Origin of the sequence: Fischerella thermalis PCC 7521 (genome assembly GCF_000317225.1) — a bacterium.
Classification (GTDB): domain Bacteria; phylum Cyanobacteriota; class Cyanobacteriia; order Cyanobacteriales; family Nostocaceae; genus Fischerella; species Fischerella thermalis.
This window is the reverse complement of sequence record NZ_AJLL01000010.1, coordinates 97,465-120,957: the sequence shown is the minus strand read 5'-3', so window position 1 is coordinate 120,957 and position 23,493 is coordinate 97,465. Positions and strand designations below refer to the sequence as shown.

General features: G+C 41.0%; 18 protein-coding genes and 1 pseudogene. 9 read left to right on the top strand and 10 right to left on the bottom strand.

Annotation, left to right across the window (positions count from 1 at the left end):
• Nucleotides 1-57: 57 nt before the first annotated feature.
• The 5 genes from UYK_RS0103115 to hemE all read right to left on the bottom strand — a co-directional run bounded on the left by UYK_RS0103115 (nucleotide 58) and on the right by hemE (nucleotide 6,878).
• Nucleotides 58-1,239 carry a retropepsin-like aspartic protease gene (locus tag UYK_RS0103115; RefSeq protein ID WP_009457692.1) on the bottom strand — a complete coding sequence of 394 codons (1,182 nt, stop codon included), beginning with the start codon at nucleotides 1,237-1,239 and terminating at the stop codon, nucleotides 58-60.
• A gap of 70 nt (nucleotides 1,240-1,309) precedes the next feature.
• Nucleotides 1,310-2,368, bottom strand: a complete 1,059-nt coding sequence (gene mtnA, locus UYK_RS0103110) for an S-methyl-5-thioribose-1-phosphate isomerase (RefSeq protein ID WP_016870890.1) — start codon at nucleotides 2,366-2,368, stop codon at nucleotides 1,310-1,312.
• Nucleotides 2,369-2,543: 175 nt separating this feature from the next.
• Complete coding sequence (dxs, locus tag UYK_RS0103105) at nucleotides 2,544-4,451, bottom strand: 1-deoxy-D-xylulose-5-phosphate synthase (RefSeq protein WP_009457698.1); 1,908 nt, start codon at nucleotides 4,449-4,451, stop codon at nucleotides 2,544-2,546.
• Nucleotides 4,452-4,740: 289 nt separating this feature from the next.
• Nucleotides 4,741-5,697, bottom strand: coding sequence for an NAD-dependent epimerase/dehydratase family protein (locus tag UYK_RS0103100; RefSeq protein WP_016870889.1), 957 nt, complete (start codon nucleotides 5,695-5,697; stop codon nucleotides 4,741-4,743).
• Between the two features lie 125 nt (nucleotides 5,698-5,822).
• A complete protein-coding gene (hemE, locus tag UYK_RS0103095) occupies nucleotides 5,823-6,878 on the bottom strand; it encodes a uroporphyrinogen decarboxylase (RefSeq protein ID WP_009457700.1) in 1,056 nt (351 codons plus the stop codon).
• A 306-nt stretch (nucleotides 6,879-7,184) separates the two neighbouring features.
• Here hemE and UYK_RS0103090 point away from each other — a divergent pair, with 306 nt between their 5' ends.
• From UYK_RS0103090 to UYK_RS0103075, 4 genes and pseudogenes are all read left to right on the top strand, one after another.
• Entirely contained in the window at nucleotides 7,185-7,406 is a 222-nt protein-coding gene (locus UYK_RS0103090) for a hypothetical protein (protein WP_009457701.1), read from the top strand.
• Nucleotides 7,403-7,639 (top strand): annotated as a pseudogene (locus UYK_RS0103085) (hypothetical protein); the annotation flags it as partial. The gene UYK_RS0103090 and the pseudogene UYK_RS0103085, both read left to right, overlap by 4 nt.
• 52 nt (nucleotides 7,640-7,691) lie before the next feature.
• Nucleotides 7,692-8,327 carry a hypothetical protein gene (locus UYK_RS0103080; protein ID WP_016870888.1) on the top strand — a complete coding sequence of 212 codons (636 nt, stop codon included), beginning with the start codon at nucleotides 7,692-7,694 and terminating at the stop codon, nucleotides 8,325-8,327.
• 25 nt (nucleotides 8,328-8,352) lie between these two features.
• The gene (locus UYK_RS0103075; protein ID WP_016870887.1) at nucleotides 8,353-10,446 is read left to right on the top strand and encodes a S9 family peptidase; all 2,094 of its coding nucleotides are present in this window, start codon (nucleotides 8,353-8,355) and stop codon (nucleotides 10,444-10,446) included.
• A 130-nt stretch (nucleotides 10,447-10,576) separates the two neighbouring features.
• Here the strand turns inward: UYK_RS0103075 and UYK_RS0103070 are convergent, their stop codons facing one another.
• The 4 genes from UYK_RS0103070 to UYK_RS0103055 form a co-directional block, all read right to left on the bottom strand.
• Nucleotides 10,577-11,896 (bottom strand): ABC transporter substrate-binding protein, encoded by a 1,320-nt coding sequence (locus UYK_RS0103070; protein ID WP_016870886.1) that lies wholly within the window; start codon nucleotides 11,894-11,896, stop codon nucleotides 10,577-10,579.
• Between the two features lie 19 nt (nucleotides 11,897-11,915).
• Entirely contained in the window at nucleotides 11,916-12,569 is a 654-nt protein-coding gene (locus UYK_RS0103065) for a glycosyltransferase family 2 protein (protein WP_009457706.1), read from the bottom strand.
• On the bottom strand, nucleotides 12,569-13,675 hold the full coding sequence (locus tag UYK_RS0103060) for a class I SAM-dependent methyltransferase (RefSeq protein WP_009457711.1): 1,107 nt from the start codon (nucleotides 13,673-13,675) through the stop codon (nucleotides 12,569-12,571). The genes UYK_RS0103065 and UYK_RS0103060 overlap by 1 nt, the downstream gene beginning before the upstream one ends.
• An 82-nt stretch (nucleotides 13,676-13,757) precedes the next feature.
• Nucleotides 13,758-14,774: a S66 peptidase family protein gene (locus UYK_RS0103055; protein WP_009457713.1), complete on the bottom strand. Its 1,017-nt coding sequence runs from the start codon at nucleotides 14,772-14,774 to the stop codon at nucleotides 13,758-13,760.
• A 280-nt stretch (nucleotides 14,775-15,054) separates the two neighbouring features.
• Here UYK_RS0103055 and UYK_RS0103045 point away from each other — a divergent pair, with 280 nt between their 5' ends.
• From UYK_RS0103045 to UYK_RS0103035, 3 genes are all read left to right on the top strand, one after another.
• Nucleotides 15,055-16,185 carry a succinylglutamate desuccinylase/aspartoacylase family protein gene (locus tag UYK_RS0103045; RefSeq protein ID WP_009457715.1) on the top strand — a complete coding sequence of 377 codons (1,131 nt, stop codon included), beginning with the start codon at nucleotides 15,055-15,057 and terminating at the stop codon, nucleotides 16,183-16,185.
• Nucleotides 16,186-16,543: 358 nt separating this feature from the next.
• Nucleotides 16,544-17,455, top strand: coding sequence for a GTPase Era (era, locus tag UYK_RS0103040; RefSeq protein ID WP_016870884.1), 912 nt, complete (start codon nucleotides 16,544-16,546; stop codon nucleotides 17,453-17,455).
• A gap of 21 nt (nucleotides 17,456-17,476) precedes the next feature.
• Nucleotides 17,477-18,142 (top strand): response regulator, encoded by a 666-nt coding sequence (locus UYK_RS0103035; protein WP_009457719.1) that lies wholly within the window; start codon nucleotides 17,477-17,479, stop codon nucleotides 18,140-18,142.
• A 388-nt stretch (nucleotides 18,143-18,530) separates the two neighbouring features.
• On the opposite strand, the gene UYK_RS0103030 is transcribed toward UYK_RS0103035, so the two are convergent.
• Nucleotides 18,531-18,995 (bottom strand): hypothetical protein, encoded by a 465-nt coding sequence (locus UYK_RS0103030; protein ID WP_009457727.1) that lies wholly within the window; start codon nucleotides 18,993-18,995, stop codon nucleotides 18,531-18,533.
• Nucleotides 18,996-19,607: 612 nt separating this feature from the next.
• Here UYK_RS0103030 and aroA point away from each other — a divergent pair.
• Entirely contained in the window at nucleotides 19,608-20,960 is a 1,353-nt protein-coding gene (gene aroA / locus UYK_RS0103025; protein WP_009457729.1) for a 3-phosphoshikimate 1-carboxyvinyltransferase, read from the top strand.
• A gap of 849 nt (nucleotides 20,961-21,809) precedes the next feature.
• Nucleotides 21,810-23,480, top strand: a complete 1,671-nt coding sequence (locus UYK_RS0103020) for an MBL fold metallo-hydrolase (protein ID WP_009457731.1) — start codon at nucleotides 21,810-21,812, stop codon at nucleotides 23,478-23,480.
• Nucleotides 23,481-23,493: the final 13 nt, after the last annotated feature.

Here is a 23,493-nt window from a genome sequence, read left to right as displayed (position 1 = left end):
CACGGATGGTTTTGGAGTTAATCCAAAATCTAAAATCTAAAATCCAAAATTGTCTGGCTATTTGTTTGATAAAGGTGTTAATACTAAGCTGCCTGATTCTGTGTAGCCAAGGGGATTACGTTTGCCAAAACGCCAATGTTGTTGATATCTATTGAGAAAGTTTTGACCAATAATACCTTGAATTCCTAAGACTTTAAAAATATTATCGCTTTCCAAAATTACTGCATCGATTTGAGTGGCTTGATGTTGCTGTAAATTTAGTTGTGATAACTTAATTTTTTGAGCTTTTTCTGTTCCACAAAATCCACTTACTTCTGTTTTGGTTAGTTTAGTTTGGTCAATTTTTAGTTTTGTAGCTAATGATTTGGATATAACTGTTGTTTCAGCGCCTGTATCTAATAGGAAGTTAAAAGGCCCTTGACCGTTGATTTTGGCTTGGGCAATCATATTGCCTAGTTTGCCTTGTAGGGGAATTGCCCCTGTCACTGGTGGTGAAGGTGGTAAAAGTTGCAGTTGCAATTTTTTAGGATTAATCACAACATCAAAATTGGTTAAAAAATCTAAACCCAAAACTCCAGATGTATTGACTGGAATTGAATTTTGACTCATGCCTATGGCAAATAAACCTTGAACTTTAGCTGCATTTACGGCCACAGGTGGTAATTTATGGAAACTAGCTTGTACTTTTGAACAGTCATTTCCTACTACTACATATTTCATGAAGTCGTTAGGAATAGGTGTACCCTGAAGGTTTAATTGGGTAGCTGTTTGACTGTTAATAATAGAAGCAGAAGCACCTGTATCTAAAAGAAAGGTTTTGCTTTGTCCACCAATTTGAACTGGCAGAGTAAAAACATTGGTGTTAGGAAGTAATTTGAGTGGGATGTTGGCTTGTCCTTGACTAACAGGTTGAGGAAGGCTGACTCCGGTAGCTGCAACTAAAGCGGTAATGCGATCGCTTGCATCAGAACGAATGCTCCCATCTTCTGCTAACATTGCTACCTGCAAGACGCATTGCATGGAAGCTGTTTGCAAAGCTTCTAAATTAGATGGAGAACTGTCGGGTAATTTACTCCTGATACATTGAGTTGTTTGTTGCAGGAGTTGTTGACCAAGGTTATTGGCTGGAACTTGAGCAATGGTCGATTTTAATCCACTCAGTAATCCAGTAGTTGTAATGATAATTACACTTGTTTTCAGTAGATGTCGCTTCCAGTGGGCTTTGCATTTGATCTTCATAAGCAAGCGATCGCATTTGTTGTGATTAAATCCTGACCATACTTTTGCTATTCATAAGTCTCCTCTTCTATTAAGCTGCTTTTCTTGCTTCTTGCTGTTTTAACTCACTGGGGGCAAACACACCATTCTCGGTAATGATGGCTGTAATTAATTCTGCTGGGGTAACATCAAAAGCGGGATTGTAGAATTCCACACCCTCCGGTGTCAAAATAGTATCACCAATTTGGTATATTTCTCCTGGATGGCGCTCTTCAATGGGGATTTGACTACCATCAGCTAAGTCAAAATCCACAGTAGAAAGGGGTGCGGCAACAAAGAAAGGAATGTTATGTGCTTTGGATACTAGTGCTAAACTATACGTACCAATTTTATTTGCTGTATCTCCATTGGCGGCAATTCTGTCAGCACCCACAACTACGGCATGAATTAAACCTTGTTTCATGCAGTGGGCAGCCATGCTATCAGTAATTACCGTAACTGGGATGCCTTCTTGTACACATTCCCAAGCAGTGAGTTTTGCACCTTGCAATCTGGGTCTGGTTTCATCGGCAAACAAGCGTGCTAAGCGTCCTTCTCGCCAGGCAGAACGCACTACACCCAAAGCTGTACCGTAACCTGCGGTTGCTAATGCGCCAGCATTACAGTGGGTGAGTAGGGTTAGTTGTCCTGGTTGAGTAGGTAGGGCTTTTAAGCCATTGTCACCTATATCTTGGCAGGTTTGTAAATCCTCAGCATTAATGGCTTGGGCAGTTTGGAAAAGAGCTTTTTTAATCTCGTCTACTGTGCCAATCGTTTCATAGGCTACTTTCATCATCCTGGATATTGCCCAAAACAAATTGACTGCTGTGGGGCGGGTAGAACGCAGCATTTGGGCGACATTTTCCAAGTCCTGCAAAAACTCATCCCGGTTGTCTGTATCAATTTCTCTCGCACCAAGATAAATACCATAGGCAGCAGCAACACCAATAGCAGGCGCACCCCGGACAATCATGGTTTTGATGGCAACTGCCATATCTTCACTGCGACTAATTTCTACAAATGCATACTCATTTGGCAAACGCGTTTGGTCAATCAGCGAAACTGAGTCGTTGTGCCAGATGATAGGGTATACTTGGTTAGTTTGAAACATCATGTTCTTTGAAGGTTATGAGGAAACACGGAACAGGGAATAGGAAATAGGGAACAGGGGATTGGGGATCGGACATTGGTTATTCTCCGCATCCGATGCGTATTTTGTGTTTCCCAGTTCCTCTGTTTTGCATCTCCTTTCCCCTTCCTTGTTTGTGCTTTTGGGGTTAATTTTATTACATAACTGCGGATTTTTGCTGATTAAAGAAAGCTTGTAAAACCTTTTCAGCAATTTGTGGACTTGTTAAACCTAATTCCGCTTTAGATTGATTTGGTTCTGCGTGTTCAACTAACACATCTGGTACACCAATCCGCTTGATAGGCACCACAATATCAGCATCTAACAGTGCTTCTGCAACTGCCGAACCAAAGCCACCCATCACACAGCCTTCTTCCAAGGTAACAACACGTCCTATTTTTTGTGCAAGAGGGAAAATTAATTCTGTATCCAGGGGCTTAGCAAAACGGGCATTGATCACAGTAGTTTCAATTCCGTGTTCACTCAGAATTTCTGCAACTTGCATGGCTGGATGTACCATTGTGCCGTAGCCCAAGATGAGTAAATCATCTCCATGACGGAGAATTTCGGCTTTACCTATTTCCAAGGGTTCCCAACCTTCTTCCATCAAGGGGACACCATAGCCATTACCACGAGGGAAACGCATAGCGATCGGTCCAGTAGTATGATTTACACCTGTAACGACCATGCGCTGGAGTTCGGCTTCATCTTTGGGTGCCATCAGTACCATGTTGGGAATACAGCGCAGGTAGGCAATATCGTACATCCCCTGGTGGGTAGGGCCATCAGCACCAACAATTCCTGCACGATCCATACAGAAGAACACAGGTAAGTTTTGGATGCAAACATCGTGGATGATTTGGTCGTAGGCACGTTGCAGGAATGTGGAATAGATAGCAGCAACAGGACGCATACCTTCAGCTGCTAACCCTGCGGCTAGGGTGACGGCATGTTGTTCAGCAATACCTACATCTATATATTGATTAGGTAGCTTGGCTTGCAGTTTGTCTAAACCTGTTCCTGTTGCCATTGCGGCAGTAATACCGATAATTTTAGGGTTTTGTTCGGCAAGTTTGACTAAGGTGTGGGCAAATACTTTAGAGTAAGCAGGAGGTTTCGGTTTGCTGGAAGGGATAGCTTTACCAGTAGTCAAGTTAAAGGGAGATTGGGCATGATAACCAACTTGGTCTTGTTCGGCAATTTCATAACCTTTGCCTTTTATTGTTGCCACATGCACTAACACAGGTCCAGTAATTTGATGTGCCTGTTGAAAAGTAGCAATCAATTCTTCTAAATTATGCCCATCTACTGGCCCCATATAGGTAAAGCCAAGTTCTTCAAAAACAGCACCCACTTTTGGCACAGCTAGCCGCTTCATCCCTTCTTTAATGCGTCCTAGTTCAGGAGAAAGAGACTCACCCACAAAAGGAATCTGCTTAAATTGTTCCTCAAAACTATCTTTGAAAAATTGCACCGGACCGCTAAGACGCATTTTGTTGAGGTAGCGAGGAATTGCGCCAACATTGGGAGATATGGACATTTCGTTGTCATTCAGGACAACTAATAGATTAGTTTTAGGAAGATGTCCCGCGTGATTAATGGCTTCTAAGGCCATACCACCAGTTAATGCCCCATCACCAATAATCGCAACAACTTTAAATTTTTCTCCTTTAGCATCTCGCGCCAAAGCCATACCTAAAGCAGCGGAAATACTAGTAGAAGCATGTCCTGCGCCGAAGTGGTCGAACCTGCTTTCACTACGTTTTAAGTAACCAGCAATTCCATCTTTTTGCCGCAGGGTATGAAAATTACTGTAGCGTCCTGTAATCAGTTTGTGGGGATAGGCTTGGTGTCCAACATCCCAAATGACTTTATCACGGTCTAAATCTAGTGTTTGATATAGACCTAAAGTCAACTCTACAACACCCAACCCTGGTCCTAAATGCCCCCCAGTCGCTGCTACGGTTTGCAGATGCTTATCTCGAATTTGGCGGGCAATTTGTTGCAACTGGCGAATTGATAAACCGTGCAACTGGTTGGGATGGGTGATTTCGCTTAAATGCATAACTATAGGGTTTTCCTCTCTAACTCTATATGTACTGATTTTCCCATGCTAGGGTGATGACCGACTTTAAGCAAATTTTCTTAAAGCTCTGGAATTTTCAACAAATTTCGCTATCAATGGTGAATTCTGGCTTGAATGAACAGTGAAAAACCAAATCTGTATACATCTGTGTCCATCTGTGTCCATCGGTGTTCGTAATCATTATCTCTACGACTTTGCCACAATCTTAAAAAATTCGACCACAGATGCACACCGATACACACCGATGAAAATATAGAAAATATAGAAGTTACCGATAACTTTGCACATCACTAATTCGTAGAACGTCGCTAATAGTGGCACAGTAATTAGGTAAGCCAAAACTATCAGGATTGACAAATTTTTGATAAGTAAAATGCCGATAGCTCATACAAAATCTATCCCAAGCTGCCATCCGAATACGAAACAAGACTATTAATAAGTTAGCTAATGAAAAGGACACAGGGATGCGAAAGTAAATTTTTTTGCCAAGATAAGCGCATACTTCTTCTATTGCTTGGTTGGCGGTTAATGGTGCTTGACCTAAAACTAATTGCCTGCTTTCATTTTCTTGAGGCGGATTGTCTATTAAATAGCGTACGACTGTGGCAATGTCTCGGGCATGAATAAAGTGAAAACTACCGTCTGCTTGAAAAAAACGAATGAAGTCTATGTATTTTGTGACTTCAAGAATACCAGGTGTTATATGTGAATACGGTTTATTATCGTCGCCACCCAAAACTAAGGTGGGGAAAACTTCAGTTATTTTGGGCGCGATCGCTAATTTCCCGATTTTCTGTAAACAATCATATTTAGAGCGAATATAATCTGTACCCAGTTCTCCGGCTTCTTTGAGTGGTTGGTTGTTACTGTCTAGAACACTCGCAGTCGAAAAATAAATTACCTGTTCACAGATAGCTGGATCTAAATAACTCAATAATTCTAGAGTTTTGACAACATTAATATCAAAAGTTGCCGCCCCACCCCAAGCTGTAGCTGTCAATACTGCGACATCGATTGTTTTCAGTAATTCGGCAAAATGCTGGATTCGTTGCATATCACCTTGCAAAACGGTGACATCCGGACGAACTTGTGTATCAATTTTTAATTTCTCTGGGTTCCTAACTAGAAGATATAACTCGTGGTCTGTTTGTTTAATTAATGCTTCACTGAGATAGTGACCAATACAGCCACTTGCACCGGTCACAAAAATTCGCTTTTTGGTCATAAATTTGTTGTCAGTTGTTTGTTGTCTGTTGTTTGGATTTTACTGGAATAGTTGTTTATTGACGGTTATTTGTTTCCGCATAACTAACACCCAACAACCAACAACTAACAACTAACAACCAACACCTAACAACTAACAGCATTAAGTTGCTTGGCTGTTTCAAAGAAGAAGGCGACGTTTTCTTCTGGGGTTTCAGGGAGAACACCGTGACCAAGGTTAAGAATGTGACCCCAATTACCAGCTTTGCGAACGGTGTCGAGAATGCGATCGCGAATAAATTCCTTAGATCCAAACAACACGCCAGGATCAAGATTTCCTTGCACTTTCATGTGTTTGCCCAATCTTGCCCGGGCATCTGCCATGTCTACTGTCCAGTCTACAGTAATTACATCGGCACCGGATTTTGCCATTCTTTCCAGCAAACCAGCACTACCACTAACTAATAGAATTAGGGGTGTATCTGGATGAGTTTCCTTAACTTGCTGGAAAACTCTTTGTTGATAAGGCAAAGCAAAAGTTTCGTAATCTTGGGGGCTTAATTGGCCTGCCCAAGAATCAAACATTTGCACAACTTGAGCGCCACAGTCAATTTGATAGCGCACGTAGGTAGCGATCGCATCTGCAAGTTTTCCCAGAAACTGATGTAGAATCGTGGGATCAGAAAATGCCATGTTTTTAATAATGGAATAGGTTTTAGAACCTTTTCCTTCTACAGCGTAAGCTGCTAGAGTCCACGGCGCACCTACAAATCCCAACACCGTTGATTTATTGCCCACTTCTTGGCGCAGTGCCTGCAATATAGTTTTGATAAACGGCAAAGATTTTTCTGGTTCCAGGGGAAGCAAGTTGTCAACTTGTGCTTGGGTGCGGATGGGAGAGTGAATAATTGGCCCCTTCCCTTCGGCAATATCCATGTCTATGCCCAAACCAGGCAATGGTGTGACGATATCGGAAAATAAAATTACACCATCTGGTTGAAAAGCCCGCCAAGGTTGTAGGGAAACTTCGATCGCCACTTCTGGTATTTCGGAACGTTCACGAAACGAAGGGTATTTCTCCCTTAAATCCCGATAAGCTTTCATATATCGTCCCGCTTGCCGCATCATCCACACTGGCGGACGATCTACAACTTCACCACGAGCTGCCCTGAGGAGAAGAGGATCATTAGAGGAAATACCCATTAACAACTCATCCTAAACTCTTTATTTATGTCATTGTTTAGCTTATCATTCCAGCTTTGCCGTTGTTCAGGGAACTTAGGGATTGGGGATTGGGGATAAAGGAAGGAAGACAAAGAGAACAAACTGACTTTTCACGGGTCGCAACATCTAGCAACCCCCAGTAAGCCGTAAACAAAAAAATACTGAAAATTTTCCTTTTTTCTGGAAACTCAGTATGAAATAGTGTAAATACCGGAATGATAAAAATATTACTTAGTTACTTGCTAACTGGTGGTTGCTAATCGCTAATTGCCTTAAATAACATTCATGAACAACGACTCTCGCACGCGAATTGTCACCGCACTAGTCTGGTGTTTTACCTGGGGCAAAAAGCACAATCTGAGTCATGATGAACTCAGTACGCTGCATCAAATGCGACAGGCATTGGCTGATGAAAGGGAAAATGAGAGCGATCGCACCTGTGAAGGTTTTGGACAAGTGGAAATTTGCAATGAATTTCATCAAGTATTTCGAGAGGAGGCTAAATGACTCAGATATTAAATCCGCAGGTGGCTTTGAAGGTGCAAAAAGCCATTCGTCAAGCAGAAGATGATTTAGTGATTGCAATTGAAACAGCTTTAGATAATTGTGAATATATTAAAACTGGGGATAAAAAACTAGAAGAATCGCAGTTTAATAATTTGCTTCGTGTTGCTGACACAACTGATAGTCCAGAAGTAATTAAAAATTTTATTTGTTATCAAGTTGGTAGGGATGAAGAAGTTTTTAATACCGCGATCGCAACGACGTAAATTTTTTATCCAATTTACGCTGATGACTTTCACCGGATGGGTTGTAGGTGGAATTGCCAGTATCGCTATAGAAAAATATCTCCTGCAAACACTCTCGCCGGGTCTGCTGCAACAACAACCTTCATGGGATGGATGGGTAAAATCTATTAGCAGTGTTGTGTTTGCGATGATTTTCGCTGCTGATCAAGCACTTGTCTTGCGCCGCTATCTATCTGCATGGTGGTTGTGGATGCTAGCTACCAGTGTTGGTTGGCTCGCTTCCAATAATGTCTCTACAGCATGGATTGAGTATATTTCATCTATAGCTAACTCCTTGAATAAAACTTTATCTTTTGAGGATGTAATATTTTTTGGAGGTTTATCAACAATCTCCTATGTTTTGTCGGGAATTTGGCTAGGATTTCTCCAGTGGTTAGTATTGCGACGGAAGACAGCAGGTGCTTGGTGGTGGAATTTCCTACCGTCATTTTCGTATTTGTGTATCAGTATTTTTGTCTGGTTACTTTCTTTTTTACAAGATCTGATTCCAGAAGTCAGTCGCGCTCAGATATTGTATTTAAGTGGACAAGCATTGACGGCAATTATTCTAGGAGTTATTCCAGCCATTGGCTTTTGCAGGTTGAAAATTTACTCCCGCCGCATCACTGCACGCCAGTAGTTGCAGCAAACTCAGGTGAAACAAGATGAACAAAATGGACTCCTCACAAACAACAGTTACTCCACCCATTGCGGAAAAACGACCGCAGGTATTAGAGTTACACGGCGACAAGCGGATTGATAATTACTTTTGGATGCGCGATCACCAAGATCCAAAAACGATCGCCTACCTGGAAGCAGAAAATGCTTACACCCAAGCCATGATGCAGCATACGGAGGCTTTCCAACAACAGCTATATGAAGAAATGCTGTCTCGGATTAAAGAAACAGACCTTTCCGTGCCTTATCGTAAAGATGAATATTATTATTATTCGCGCACAGAAGAGGGTAAAGCTTATCCAATTTACTGTCGCCAAAAAGGTAGTCTTGATGCTCCCGAAGAAGTACTGCTAGACCAAAATGAACTAGCCCAAGGGCATGATTTTTTTAGTATCGGAGTACTACAAGTTAGCCCTAATCATCAAATATTAGCTTATTCGGTAGATACAACTGGGTCTGAAAGATATACACTGTTTTTCTTAGATTTAAATACTCGTCAACTCTATCCAGAAAGTATCTCTGATACTTATTTTTCCTTGGCGTGGGCGAATGATAATCAAACAGTATTTTACACGAAATTAGATGATGCTAATCGTCCATTTCAGTTGTTTCGACATACATTAGCAACAGATGTCAAGGAAGATATTCTTATCTATCACGAACCGGATGATATTTATTATTTAGCAGTGGGCAAAACTCGCAGCCAAGCTTATATCTTGTTGAGCTTGGGGAGCAAAATCACCTCAGAAGTCCACTATTTAGATGCTAATAATCCTACCGGAAATTTTCAGTTATTTCATCCCCGAACTACAGGGGTAGAATACGAAATTGATCATCACAATGATTATTTTTATATAGTCACAAATGAGCAGGCAATTAACTTTAAGTTAATGAAAACTCCGGTAAATTCACCAAGTAAAGAAAATTGGCAAACTGTGATTCCCCATCGGGAAGATGTGATGTTATCAGGAATTAGTTTGTTTGCTAATCACTTGGTGATTTACGAACGTAAGGATGGATTACCAATTGGTAGGGTACAAAACCTCAAAACTGGAGAAGAACATAATATTACTTTTCCCGAACCGACCTACTCCTTTTTTGAAGGTAGTAATCCGGAATTTGACACTACTACTTTGCGGATACACTACACTTCTTTAATCACACCGCCATCTGTATTTGATTACGATATGGAAACAAATGAGCGGGAATTGAAAAAAGAAACAGAAGTTTTGGGAGGTTACGACAGAACCCAGTATAACAGTGAAAAATTGATGGCTCCGGCTCCTGATGGTACACAAATTCCTATATCTATTGTTTATAAAAAGGGAATTAAAAAAGATGGCAAAAATCCTCTGTATCTAACTGGATATGGTGCTTACGGAGCAAGTTACCCAGCATCATTTTCCTCAACTAGATTGTCATTGCTAGATCGGGGAATTGTATTTGCGATCGCTCATGTGCGTGGCGGTGGAGAAATGGGGCGCAAATGGTATGAAGATGGCAAATTTTTGCACAAAAAAAATACCTTCACAGATTTTATCGCCTGTGCAGAATATTTGATCTCCGAAGGGTGGACAACAAGTAATAAGCTTGCTATTTCCGGTGGTAGTGCTGGTGGTTTATTGATGGGAGCAGTAGTCAATATGCGCCCAGATTTGTTTAAAGTAGTAGTTGCGGATGTACCTTTTGTAGATGTAGTCACAACTATCCTGGATACTTCCCTACCTTTGTCAGCAATGGAATGGGAAGAATGGGGAAATCCCAACGATAAAGTCTATTATGACTACATGAAATCATACTCCCCCTACGATAACGTCGAGGCTAAAGATTACCCAGATATGTTAATTACAGCTGGATTAAATGATGCGCGTGTGAAATATTGGGAACCTGCAAAATGGACAGCAAAACTACGAGAACTCAAAACAGATGACAATATTCTCCTGCTGAAAACTAACATGGGTGCAGGACACAGTGGCGCATCTGGACGTTACGAAAGTCTCAAAGAATTGGCGTTTGAGTATGCTTTTGTGTTGGATAGATTGGGAGTAGAAAAGAGACCGGGGATCAGAGATCGAGATTAAGGAGACAAGGGGGACAAGGAGAATTAGTTACTATATTATTCTCCCCACACTCCTCACACTCCTCACACTCCTCACACTCCCCCATCACCCCATCGCCCCATCACCCCATCTCCCCACACTCGCCGATCTCCTACTTCCCCCAAATCATATCCAAACGTTCTTGAGCAGTTTTCAAAGCTTTTTGCGGAGATTCGCCCAACAAAGTAGCTTCGATCGCTCTTCCCAGACTATCAGAAAGACGGCTATAACCAGCAATAATTGGTCGAGCGCGTGCTACAGACATTTGCTCTAAAAACACTTTTAACACTGGTTTTTGACTGATAAATTCTTGAAAAGCTTGACTTTGAGCAGATTTAATGTTCACTGGTAAAAAACCCGTACCAATACTCCACTCAGTTTGAAATTCTTCACTCAAAACGTATTCTAAAAACTTAAACGCAGCTTGCTCTCTTTCTGGGGTAGTTTTCATGACAAACATATTTCCAGTACCTGTGACTGTAGCTTGCTCAACTTCCCCAGGTATAGGAAATACATCAAAATCGACATTAGACTTCATAATATAAGTCCAAGGACCAGTAATCTGCATCGCAACTTTACCGGAGGTAAAATTATCTTCCTCATAACCTCGTTCTGGGGGCGATAATTTAGCTGAACCATCTTTAATTAAATCTTGCCAGAATTGTAAGGCTGTGATCGCTCCTTTGTTCAGCAAATCTGGTTTGTCATTCTTGATAATCTCTCCCCCAGCAGCAAATAGGAAAGGGAACCAACTAAATACAGTCCATTCTCCCTTACCCAAAGGTAGTAAGATTCCGTATTGTTCGGGACGGTTGTCGCCATTACGATCTATAGTTAATTGTTTCGCAACTTGTCGCAATTCTTCCCAAGTCTTCGGTAGTTCAGTTATTCCTGCTGCTTTAAATAAGTCTGGTCGATAAAAAATCCCCATATTGCTGGTGTATAGTGGTACTGACCAAATGTGACCTTTTAACTGTAATTCTTCAAATAAATTTGGAATAATTTCTGATTTTATGGGCAATTTCTCTAACCAATCTTCTAACGGTCGAATTGCGCCTAGTTCTACCAACTGACCTGTAATTTGCGGGTAATACGTTAGAATATCAGGTGGAACATTGCCCACCACTGCTGTTAAGACTTTTGGCAATTGTTGATCAAGCTGACCAGCATAAATAGATTCTACTTGAATATTTGGATGAGTTTGATTAAATTTATCCACCAATTTTTGAAACACATCTCGATTGACAGGGGGATTAATCCCCTGCCAGAGTGTCAGATGAATAACTCCATTGTCTTGACTTTGTGTAGCTTGACAACTAGATAGAATTAATAACAAACATAAGCAAACTCCCACAATTGAAATTTGCCAAGCCAAACTCATAAACTGGCGTAAATAATTTCTAATTTGGGAGATTACAAATTTTATGTTCATGCTCAGCATTAAATATAAATCAGGATATATTTTCTAATACACTCTTAGTAATACTCGTTTCTGCTCTTGTATAGTTATAAGTTTGCGGTTCAGCTAACTTGTAAGTTTTAAAGATTTTTTCTGCTCGTTCCCACAAGTCTGTATCTTCTCCATAGGAGATATTATTAAATCCATGCAAATCAAAAAATACCCGTCTTTTTCCAAAAAAAGTAGGCCCTAAGACACATTCCCTTAAATTAATTGTTTTTCCTGGTTGATAATAATCTGCTACCCAAATTTCTTCATTACTTGCGAATCCTCCTTGAATCAAATCAATTTCTGGGTTAGCTTGCAGGAATTGCAGCCGCGATTCTAAATGATGTGGTTGATAAGTATCATCACTATCGATAAATGTAATGTACTTACCGAATGATGCTTGAATTCCAGCATTTTTAGAGTAGGCTAACTTGCGATTTTGATGTTTCAGATAACGAATATTTTGGAACTTCTGAAGATAAAGATTGACAATCTCAAAAGTATTGTCTTGACTACCGTCGTCAACTACAATCAGCTCCCAATTTGTAAAAGTTTGATTGATAACACTATCAATACAGTTATTTAAATATTTTGCTCGGTTGTAAGTACATAGAATTACTGATATTTCGGGCGTGTAGTCGAAAATTATACTACTCATTATTTTTCAGCGACGATACAAGTTGCGACCGGATAATCTGGATGAAAAGCGTCTAGTTCTTCGGGGGTTAATTCTTCGACGGCAATACCATGATAACTGGCTATGACAGTAATCGGATTGCCGTAAACATATAATTTCTGCTGAGAAAAATTTCTAAACATCCAAGCAAAAGCATCTGGTAAAGGTCGCCAATAGTCAACCGGGGTAGCATGAACTCGAATTGCATTTGGAACCATCGCAAAACATTTGCCACCCTCTTTTAGCCAGGTATGGATATTTTCAATGGCAATCCACGGTGCATAACAATGTTCTAAAACATTAAAGATAATCACTGAATCTAAAGAATTTGGTTTGATTACAGATACATCGTGAACATCTCCGACTATATCTACACCTGGACCTGATTCTAAATTGAGAATTCGATAAGAACTACCCGGATTCATTTGATAGAAATCTTTATCTTTAGGAGTACCACCTACTTCCAAAATATTGCCAACTACTTGTGGATGAATATCGTCAATAAATTTTCGGAGATAGTAGCGATCCACAGGAGTTCCCCTTGTCAACCCAAATGCTTGACAAATAGGAACCGTCTTTTTCAAATCTCCCCAATCAAGAGAGCCTGTGGCAGGAGATAATAAACCTAAATTTTCTAGTTTCTCTACTAATTTAGAAAAGTCTTCTATATTTTGAATCTGTTCCAGGTCATTTTCTAATTGCAAAGAAGCAAACAATTGTGGGAGAACTTGGTAAGTTTCTCGGCTTAAAGAACCAAGTTCAAACTGCATATCTTTTTCGATAAAACTCCGAAAACCTTTGCCATAAATTGTAATTTGTTTATCTGCTACAAATACTATGGCATTGGAAAGCAAATCTGCGTATTTATTGATTTCATCTATGACTTGATTAACAGTTGGAGCTAATTTAATTTCTTGAAATATTTGATAGGCTTGTTCTAGAGAATGTTCGTGAACAAATATCTCCATTACAGTCAACCATGATTTTGCCGGAATGATTGCTGCTTGTCTTTGACTCCAAGCAAAAATAGCATACAGCTTGCTGTCATGCTGCTGTAAATAGGCGGTAGATACATATTGTTTAGCCATGCAATGAATTCCTCAAAATATTTGCAGACTTGAGGATAACTTGCGTATTATAAGCCATTTCTGGATCGCTCTTGACAACAGTTCATTGGACAATATCCAATATGCCTTGATCTGCATCTAATATCACCTGTACACCCACTGGTAATGCTGCATTTGGTGCTTCGTGACCAAAGGGTAAATCCGAGACAACGGGAATTCCTAAATCACCCAAGCGATCGCGCAAAACTTCTTCGACTGTAAAACTAGGAATACCCACTGGCGCTTCACATTTACTAAAGCTACCCAAAGCGATACCACAAACTTTAGATAAAGCACCACACAGGCGCCACTGCGTCAACATTCTATCAATCCGGTAGGGTGCTTCTGTCACATCTTCAAAAGCCAGGATGACACCATCTAAATCCGGTTGGATGGGTGTACTCAAAAGATGGGTAGCCACAGTCAGATTAGCTGGTAGCAAAATACCAGTAGCTACACCACCTCCCCAACCACAACCTTTTAAGGGGGGAAGAGAATGTCCTTCCACCCAATCAAATAAACGTTCAATTGACCACTCTGGTTCATCAGCGATCGTGGTTAACAAAGGCGCGTGTACACCAGAAATTCCCACCTGATAAAGACTCCACAGTAAAGCAGTTATGTCGGAAAAGCCGATCAGCCACTTGGGAGAAGAAGTTGGGGAGATGGGGTGTTGGGGAGATGGGGTGATAGGGTGATGAGGAGAACTTAGAGTGAAACTCTCCCCATCTCCGGTTCTCCCCACCTCCGGTTCTCCCCACCTCCCCACTGTCCCTACTCCCCAATGCCAATTTTCTAAAATCCGGGTACTACCGAAACCGCCTCTAGCGCAGAGAATACCACGACATTCGGGATCTTGCCATGCTAATGCTAGGTGGTGACGACGAGTTTCATCTTTACCTGCTAAATAGCCCCATCTGTCATCGATCTCTGGTATTATTTCTATTCGGTAGCCGCGCGATCGCCAAATTTCTACTCCCCGTTCAAATGCTTTAAGTTCTCGCAAAGCACCACTAGGTGCAATAACTCGTAGTAAGTCACCGGGTTGGAGGGGTGGTGGAATGATAACTTGAGATTGCATTGATGAAATTGAAATGTTAAGGAGTAGATGAAATCACCAAGACAGTGAACCATAAAGTTATCACAAAGAAAATCTCAACTTCACAAAGAATAATGAGAATTTAGTTGTTCGTTAGTGGTTGATGGTTGATCGTTGTTGGTTGATGGTTGATGGTTGATGGTTATTTACTACTCCTCATACTCCCCACACTCCTCATACTCCTCATACTCCTCATACTCCTCATACTCCTCATACTTCCCCACACTCCCCACCACCCCATCTTTCTTTCCTCTTACTTAAAATGCAGCCTACTATTTCTACAATTCCTCTACGTCAGATGGCTTCTGGTGATTTTTTGTCACTGCAATTATATAAATTTACTGGTGCTTATCCAGGCAAAAAAGTTTACATTCAATCTAATCTGCATGGTGCAGAAATAGCAGGTAATGCAGTAATTCACCAATTAATTGAATTTTTATTGACACTAAATGATACCGATTTAATTGGGGAAATTTGGTTAGTTCCTGTTTGTAATCCGATGGGAACGAATACACGTATACATCACTTTTCTCCCGGGAGATACTGTCTTTATGAAGCCAAAGATTGGAACCGTATCTTTTGGGATTACGAAAAAGAAGCTGATGATTTAGCTGTATTTGCTAAATCTCAACTTCATTTAAATTCGGAGGTCGTCAAACAAAATTATCTTGCCTTAGTTCAGCAAAAATTTAATAAACTTTTAGAAAAAATTAATTCTCCTAGTAGCGTACCTTATACTGAGAAGTTTCGCTACAAACTACAATCTCTGAGTTTAGATGCTGATTACTTAATTGATTTACATAGTTCTACCAACCAAGGTTTAAATTACCTTTATTACTTCCCAAATCGAGAGGAAAGCGCTAAATATTTTTTACTCAATTTTGGCATTTTACTTGATGAATATGACGGAGATGCTTTTGACGAAGCCTTTATTAAGCCTTGGCTAGCATTAGAAAAATATTTAAAACAACTAGGAAGAAATATCAAGTTTGATGTAGAAGCCTGGACACTTGAGTTAGGTATGGGTATGCAAATGAATCCTGATTCAGTAGCCAAAGGAATTTTAGGAATCAAAAACTATTTAGCATCCAAAGGACTACTTAAAATTGCTGGCTTTCCTCTAGCAAGTAGTGAATCTCACAAAATGACATTTAGAGCCAGAAGTCAAATTAAGAAATATTATGCTCCTGTAGGTGGAATGATTCAAGCGAGAGTTGAATTAGGAAGTGAAATTAAAGCTGGAGAAAAGCTTTATCAAATTCTGAGTTTTAATAAAGCCGGGAAGTTACCTCAATTAACTAACATTTATGCTGAACAAGATGGATTAGTTTATGATGTTGCAACAAATCAAGCCGTAAATGAAGGAGAGTTTGTATTGGGAGTGATTAATTAAGAAAACGGGATAAAAATACACAAATATATATATATTCATCAATAAATATCTATCCTATAGGTAGTTTTAGGTAGTTGGAAATAGGATACTATTTAGTTTAGCTTTGTTAGTAATTCTTAACATTGTCTTAGGCAAACGTTTTGATACTTAGTGTGTGAAATGCATTTAGGTAGTTAAATATATTTAGTAATATTTAGTAGTAGATTCAACTTAAGCAAAGGCAATAGCTAAAAACGTCAGGGTGATTCTATGTTTCTTTTGTCTCTACACACTAAATTACTTCTTGCAAACGTAGAGTAAATCGGAGTCACAGGTGAATAGTAGTAATAATGACATCTTCTCTTTGGCAGGGGAAGTAATGATCCCACAGGCTCCTCCTGATTTTAAATCAGGCTTTATCGGTATTGTCGGCCGTCCCAATGTCGGTAAATCTACGTTAATGAATCAATTAGTTGGACAAAAAATAGCCATTACATCGCCAGTAGCCCAAACTACACGCAATCGATTGCGGGGTATCTTAACCACAAAAGAGGCACAATTAATTTTTGTAGATACACCAGGAATTCATAAACCTCATCATCAATTGGGCGAAGTGCTGGTGCAAAACGCCAAAATAGCAATTGAATCTGTGGATGTAGTGCTGTTTGTGGTTGATGCTACAACTTTTTGTGGTGCAGGCGATCGCTACATTGCTGATTTACTGAGTCACAGCAGCACACCTATAATTTTGGGTTTAAACAAAATCGACCAACAGACAGCAAATTCTCTGGCCATAGATGAAAGTTACACGCAGTTAGCAAATGCTCATCAATGGCAGACAGTAAAATTTTCTGCCAAAACAGGTACAGGATTGAGCGAATTACAACAATTACTCATTCAAAATATAGAACCTGGCCCTTACTACTATCCTCCCGACTTAGTTACTGACCAACCAGAACGCTTTATCATGGGTGAATTGATTCGAGAACAGATTTTGCTGTTGACACGCGAAGAAATTCCCCATTCTGTAGCAATATCCATCGATAAACTAGAAGAAACAACAACCATTACCCGCGTACTAGCCACGATCCACGTCGAACGTGATTCCCAAAAAGGAATTCTTATTGGTAAAGGTGGTTCGATGCTGAAAGCTGTTGGTAGCGCTGCTAGAGAACAAATTCAAAAGTTAATTGCAGGCAAAGTTTACCTAGAATTATTTGTGAAAGTGCAACCAAAATGGCGTCAGTCGCGCATTCGTTTAGCAGAGTTCGGATATCGGGTAGAAGAGTAGAAAAATTATGAATTATGAATTATGAATTATGAATTCAATTTGCCTCCGGATGCTGCACCATTACGAGTATTGATTGTTGAAGATGATCCAATGATGCAATTGGGTTTAGAACAATCGCTGATGGCCCATCCCCAATTGGAAATTGTCGGACAAGCTGAAGATGGCTATTTTGGTGTACAAGCAGCATTGAAACTCAAACCAGATGTAGTGGTAATGGATATTGGCTTACCCCGTTTAGATGGGATTGCAGCAACACAACAAATCAAAGCTGCATTACCAAAAACTCATGTGGTGATGCTGACCTCTCATAAAACAGAAACGGAAATTATTGCTGCTTTATCTAGTGGTGCTGATGCATATTGTATTAAAGGAGCTAGTGTAGAGCGACTCTTAAGTGCGATCGCCGCTGCTGTGGAAGGTGCTACTTACCTTGATCCCCAAATTGCTAGACAAGTAATCGAAAATCTTAAACCACCTTCCCCCAAAAGCAATGTAGCCCATCTTTCTGAACGCGAATTAGAAGTGTTGAAACTGATGGTAGAAGGCTATAGCAACCCAGAGATTGCTGAAAAACTCTACCTCAGTCCCAACACTGTAAAAACTCATGTCCGGGGGATCATGAATAAATTATCTGTTGACGATCGCGTGCAAGCAGCTGTTGTAGCCTTGCGTTCTGGATTGGTTTAAAATTTTTCTTAGTGTCCTGGTGTCTTTGTGGTGAAAAAGATCATTTTTGAAACACCAAGACACTAAGACACTAAGAATTTAACAAGTAATCTTTGAAACTACTTTAAGTGGGTTTGTGCTATTAGCCCGCAGTTTACTTGCGGGTGATATTTTGGTAAAATCCAAAACTCGGATTCAGGACGAGAATTATGTGGAATCCGGTTGTTGCTGTCAGTGTTGAAAATCAACAAGAACATGAGTTTGACCTAAATTCCGCAAGATTTTCAGTGTAGAACTGACAGCAGCGATCGCACCTCACCCAGTAGATATCATCTAATTGGGTGAATGTTGGTGGTTAATTGTTGATTGGTGGTTGATGGTTCCAACCAACAACCAACAAACAAGAAATCTAATGATGTATTTCCAAATTGAGGATGTAGCATCCCAGTTGGACTTTTCCCGCCCATAACTCATATTCCACCCGTAAATTTTCTGGCAGTGGGTGTCCGTTTAGGGTTAGGTTAGCAGTAAAATTACGTAAGCGAATTGGTTGATTGGGTTGTAGGGACTCATTTGGCAACCAATATCGGGTAATGCCGTATACACCCCGTTCCCAAAAATGCCGATAACTCAACTGAGCATTTCCTTGCATGGTCATGGTGACTCGATAGGGGGAAATCTCTAGCCATAAGACCCTGGGACTACTGGGATTTAGTACCTCTTTACTGTTGGTTACAGGTGGTGCTGTCAGCAGTAGATGAAAGCGATCGCGATCTTTTTGGTACAGCGTTGCAGCAGTTTCAACAACAGACCAGAGTGGCAGATCTGTAGAAATAAGTGATAAGCACACGGGCTTGCGGTGATGTGTAAGCATGGGAGCGATGGAGGCTAAAAGCTAAGGAGTAAAACGAAATCAATATTCAGGTGATCGACAATTAATCGTAAGCAATGGAACCTTGTTTAGCTAGACTTGGATCAACTGGACAAATTAGGTCTAAAACAAGTAAGATACCAATCTATGCAGCCTTAATCAGGCTTTTTCTAAATTTAGCTTTCGCAACTGACAGTTGACGTGGTTGCAATGTCTTGTAATTAAAGTCAGTACACTTGTACTTAAACCGCTTTCAGTTCAGGGAAACTTGCTGGTAACATTATAAGTAAGTCAGACCCGTTGTAGAAGCGCAAAGCCTGACTTCCTGAAGTATTCAAACGCTACTGACTAAAAGGGAATTCTTAACAGGGAACGGGGAAGAGAATAGAGAATGTGTAATTAATTTTGTTTATACTTAGATAGATTCTGAGCTTATTTGATTAATTTTCATACTAAGGAAAGCGATAGGATACTAGCGAGGAAGTAACTAGCAGTAGCTTAAATCAGCTAACAGTGAACAGTTATTGAGTGATCACTTGATAACTGATCACTGATAACTGTTAAAGCTTTTGTTATCGATCAACTTCCAATGCAGTCACAAGTCAGTTTATCCCAATGTCGCATTCTGTGATCACTGTAGAAACTCAAGAAAACGTTTCACAAAAATTATTTATTCAGCCGCCCACTTCTGGATTATCTTTACAAGGTCGAATTCGGATTCCGGGAGATAAATCTATTTCTCATCGTGCTTTGATGTTGGGTGCGATCGCTCAAGGTCAAACCCAAATCAAAGGGTTACTTTTAGGTGAAGATCCTTGCAGCACCGCTAGCTGTTTCCAAGCGATGGGGGCAGAAATTTCTGAATTGAATAGTGAACTTGTAACAGTTACAGGTATTGGTTTGGGCAATTTGCAAGAACCAACAGATGTGTTGAATGCTGGGAATTCAGGTACAACGATGCGATTGATGTTGGGATTATTAGCATCCCATCCAGGACGCTTTTTTACTGTTACAGGTGATAGTTCTTTGCGAACGCGTCCGATGTCCCGTGTGGTTAAGCCATTGCAACAAATGGGGGCGCAAATTTGGGGACGTAAAGATGGTTCTTTAGCACCTTTGGCAATCTCTGGACAGGCTCTCAAACCAATTCATTATCACTCTCCTATTGCTTCTGCTCAAGTCAAATCCTGTATTTTGCTGGCAGGTTTGCTGACAGAAGGACAAACTACCGTGACTGAACCAGCCCTTTCCCGTGATCATAGTGAAAGAATGCTCAAGGCATTTGGGGCAAAATTAGATATTGATCCCCAAACTCACAGTGTCACAATTACAGGCCCTACTCAACTGGTCGGACAAACAGTAGTTGTTCCTGGCGATATCAGTTCCGCAGCCTTTTGGTTAGTGGCTGGGGCGATTGTACCCAATTCCGAGTTAGTCATTGAGAATGTCGGCGTTAATCCCACCCGTACAGGCATTTTAGAAGCTTTAGCAATGATGGGGGCAGATATTCAAAGGTTGAATGAACGGGAAGTTGCTGGTGAACCAGTTGCCGATTTGCGGGTGCGTTCCAGTCGCTTACAAAGTTGCACAATTGCTGGGGAAATCATACCCAGGCTAATTGATGAAATCCCAATTTTATCGGTAGCCTCAGTATTTGCTACGGGGACAACTGTCATTAAAGATGCGGCGGAATTACGCGTCAAAGAAAGCGATCGCATTGCTGTTATGGCTCAGCAACTAAATAAGATGGGAGCAAAAGTTACTGAACTACCTGATGGAATGGAAATCACAGGCGGAACTCCCCTAGTAGGAACAGATGTAGATAGTTATACAGATCATCGTATCGCCATGAGTTTAGCGATCGCTGCTTTAGTTGCTACTGGTAAAACTACCATCCAGCGTGCAGAAGCAGCAAGTATCTCCTATCCAAATTTTGTCCCCACCCTGGAAACAGTCATTAGTCAATAGTCAATTGTCAATCGTCAATTGTCATTGGTCGTTTGTCATTGATCACTTTTATTCTCCTCACACCCCACCCGGAGGGAAGCCCTCCGGGTTCGAGGGTTCGCAATCGTGACGGAAACCGCCAAGGCTGCGACCCCCTCACCGCTACCGCGTCTACACACTCCCCATCACCCCACTGCCCCTAATCCCCACTCCCTGTCGGTCGTGGGGCCCCCGAGTTCCCCATCACCCCATCCCCGAACAGATAGACAGTCTCAAAGAAAAATTCTACAATCGGACTGATAGCAGTAAATTGACTCATTGTACAATTAACATAAAAATGGTGTAGAGATTGTCCTGTGATTACCCTCGCTTGTGGAATCACTCAATAATAGAAGAAAGTATTTTAGTAGAGGACAACAAGCAAAATGGATGTAAAGCTAATATTAATCGCACTTACAGTAATTTTCACTGTATCATGCTTGTTCTTTGGCACTCAAAACGGGTTCTACGATTCTGACAACTACCACGGCAATGGCTCTGCACATTGATAAAAACACAATTAAAGGCAATCGCCCCTCATCTGTCTGATCAGGACTCTTGATTACCTAAGTTTTCCTAAATCAGTAAACAGTAATCGAGCTTTGGTGCTGACCTTCCCCATAGTGGAAGACTCAAATCAGGTGATACAACTGATAACTGATAACTTTTAGTTCTGTGAAGACTTCCTCCCCAACAGCAAATCCGCTTTCCAAGGACGTAGTAGGGGCGTAAGTTCGGAAATTAGCCCCTAGATAAAGTGATAAATATTCTCGTAAAAGCTCTTGGTTTGTTGGAAATATTGATAAAAATGAGTTCGACGGGGAGGAAAGCATGAGCGATCGTCTGTCAGCATCCTCTCGTATGGATTCAGGGGAAGTAGCAAGTGAATTGGAATGTGTTCCCTATGGTGTCAACCACACAGATGAAGGTGTGTGTCTGCTAGTGCGGATGGGACCACACCGCTTTTTACTAGACTGTGGTTTGGCAGATATTTCACCTATACTGAAAGATGTTACGAAGTCAGCACGGCGGGGTAGTTCGCCTCTGCCTGCTGACTTTGTTTTTGTCAGTCATGCTCACCCAGATCATGCTAGGGGTTTGCTGAAACTACATCAGGCTTTTCCTCTGTTACCCATCTACGCTAGTGAGGTAACTAGTAAGTTACTGCCGTTAAATTGGCTGGATCAAGATAGTCAAGAATTATCACAATTTTGTCAGGCTTTGCCTTTGCGATCACCACTAGAAGTCAAAGATGGTCTGGTGGTGGAATTATTCCCGGCTGGACATTTACCAGGTGCTGTGGCAATTCTGTTTACCTACACTACGCCACAGCGTACCTACAAGTTACTGTATACTGGGGACTTTTTCTTATCTAACTCGCGGTTAGTGGAGGGTTTGCGTTTAGAAGAATTACGGGGATTACAGTTAGATGTGCTAATTATTGAAGGGACTTATGGTACTTCTCGTCATCCCCACCGTCGCAACCAAGAAAATCAACTAGCAGAAAGAATTAATCGAGCGATCGCTGACCGTTATTCTGTACTTATGCCCACACCTGCATTAGGCTTGGGTCAAGAACTATTAATGCTTTTACGCAGCCATCATCACTTTACAGGTCGTGATCTTGATATTTGGGTTAACGGTGCTGTTGCTACTGGCTGTGATGCCTACTTAGAGTTATTACCCCATTTTCCGCCCTCAGTACAGAATTTTGCCCGTCATCAACCTTTATTTTGGGATGAACGGATACGTCCTCGTGTCCGGCGTTTGCAACCACAACAGTGTGCAACCGTCGGTAAGTATCCCTGTATTATCGTCACCGACTCTACAACTGACCTGAGTCAGTACATGCAACCCGATACAGGTCCCTGGCTGATTCTCTTACCAGAAAAAACTGACATAAAAATTAATCATGAGCAGTTTCCCGGAATTGTCACTGTTGAAAGCTATCTACTTGCCCAACATAGTGATGGCCCTGGTACTACCCAACTAATTCATAATTTGCGACCCCAGCATGTCATTTTTGTTCATGCTTCTCCTACCTATTTAGCAGACTTGACTAGCTTGGAGGAATTACAAAATCGTTACCACGTACATTCTCCAGCAGTAGGGACATTGGTAGAATTACTGATTGGTGAAACATTTTTACAACCAGCTGCACCAGAGACAAATTATGAAGGTGAACTCACGGAGCTAGAAACGGTTGTAACGATTGCCCTTCCCGATGCGATTACAGCCGACCCCCGTTGGCAACAATTTGCTGATACAGGTTTAATAGAAGCCCGTTGGCAGGGAGAAGAACTCGTATTGCGGGGGTTGTCACAACGAGAACTTCTTAATCAAAGTAGCGATCGCTATGTGTGGTCTGATGTAGACTGCTGTGGAACCTGCCGACATCAAAGGGGACAACGGTGCTGGAATCCCGCGTCCCCTTTATATAACTTCAAAGTAACCCTTGATGGTTACTGTCCGGCTTTTGAGCGTCTAAGTGATAGTCAATAGTACTTAGTTATTA

Bases quoted from the DNA above. Each gene is read 5' to 3' on its own strand.
- UYK_RS0103055 (WP_009457713.1), bottom strand. From the start codon at position 14,774: ATGCAATCTCAAGTTATCATTCCACCACCCCTCCAACCCGGTGACTTA.
- UYK_RS0103065 (WP_009457706.1), bottom strand. From the start codon at position 12,569: ATGAGTAGTATAATTTTCGACTACACGCCCGAAATATCAGTAATTCTA.
- aroA (WP_009457729.1), top strand. From the start codon at position 19,608: ATGTCGCATTCTGTGATCACTGTAGAAACTCAAGAAAACGTTTCACAA.
- UYK_RS0103060 (WP_009457711.1), bottom strand. From the start codon at position 13,675: ATGGCTAAACAATATGTATCTACCGCCTATTTACAGCAGCATGACAGC.
- UYK_RS0103075 (WP_016870887.1), top strand. From the start codon at position 8,353: ATGAACAAAATGGACTCCTCACAAACAACAGTTACTCCACCCATTGCG.
- UYK_RS0103080 (WP_016870888.1), top strand. From the start codon at position 7,692: ATGACTTTCACCGGATGGGTTGTAGGTGGAATTGCCAGTATCGCTATA.
- UYK_RS0103100 (WP_016870889.1), bottom strand. From the start codon at position 5,697: ATGACCAAAAAGCGAATTTTTGTGACCGGTGCAAGTGGCTGTATTGGT.
- UYK_RS0103070 (WP_016870886.1), bottom strand. From the start codon at position 11,896: ATGAACATAAAATTTGTAATCTCCCAAATTAGAAATTATTTACGCCAG.
- mtnA (WP_016870890.1), bottom strand. From the start codon at position 2,368: ATGTTTCAAACTAACCAAGTATACCCTATCATCTGGCACAACGACTCA.
- era (WP_016870884.1), top strand. From the start codon at position 16,544: ATGATCCCACAGGCTCCTCCTGATTTTAAATCAGGCTTTATCGGTATT.
- dxs (WP_009457698.1), bottom strand. From the start codon at position 4,451: ATGCATTTAAGCGAAATCACCCATCCCAACCAGTTGCACGGTTTATCA.
- UYK_RS0103090 (WP_009457701.1), top strand. From the start codon at position 7,185: ATGAACAACGACTCTCGCACGCGAATTGTCACCGCACTAGTCTGGTGT.
- UYK_RS0103020 (WP_009457731.1), top strand. From the start codon at position 21,810: ATGAGCGATCGTCTGTCAGCATCCTCTCGTATGGATTCAGGGGAAGTA.
- UYK_RS0103115 (WP_009457692.1), bottom strand. From the start codon at position 1,239: ATGAAGATCAAATGCAAAGCCCACTGGAAGCGACATCTACTGAAAACA.
- UYK_RS0103035 (WP_009457719.1), top strand. From the start codon at position 17,477: ATGAATTATGAATTCAATTTGCCTCCGGATGCTGCACCATTACGAGTA.
- hemE (WP_009457700.1), bottom strand. From the start codon at position 6,878: ATGGGTATTTCCTCTAATGATCCTCTTCTCCTCAGGGCAGCTCGTGGT.
- UYK_RS0103030 (WP_009457727.1), bottom strand. From the start codon at position 18,995: ATGCTTACACATCACCGCAAGCCCGTGTGCTTATCACTTATTTCTACA.
- UYK_RS0103045 (WP_009457715.1), top strand. From the start codon at position 15,055: ATGCAGCCTACTATTTCTACAATTCCTCTACGTCAGATGGCTTCTGGT.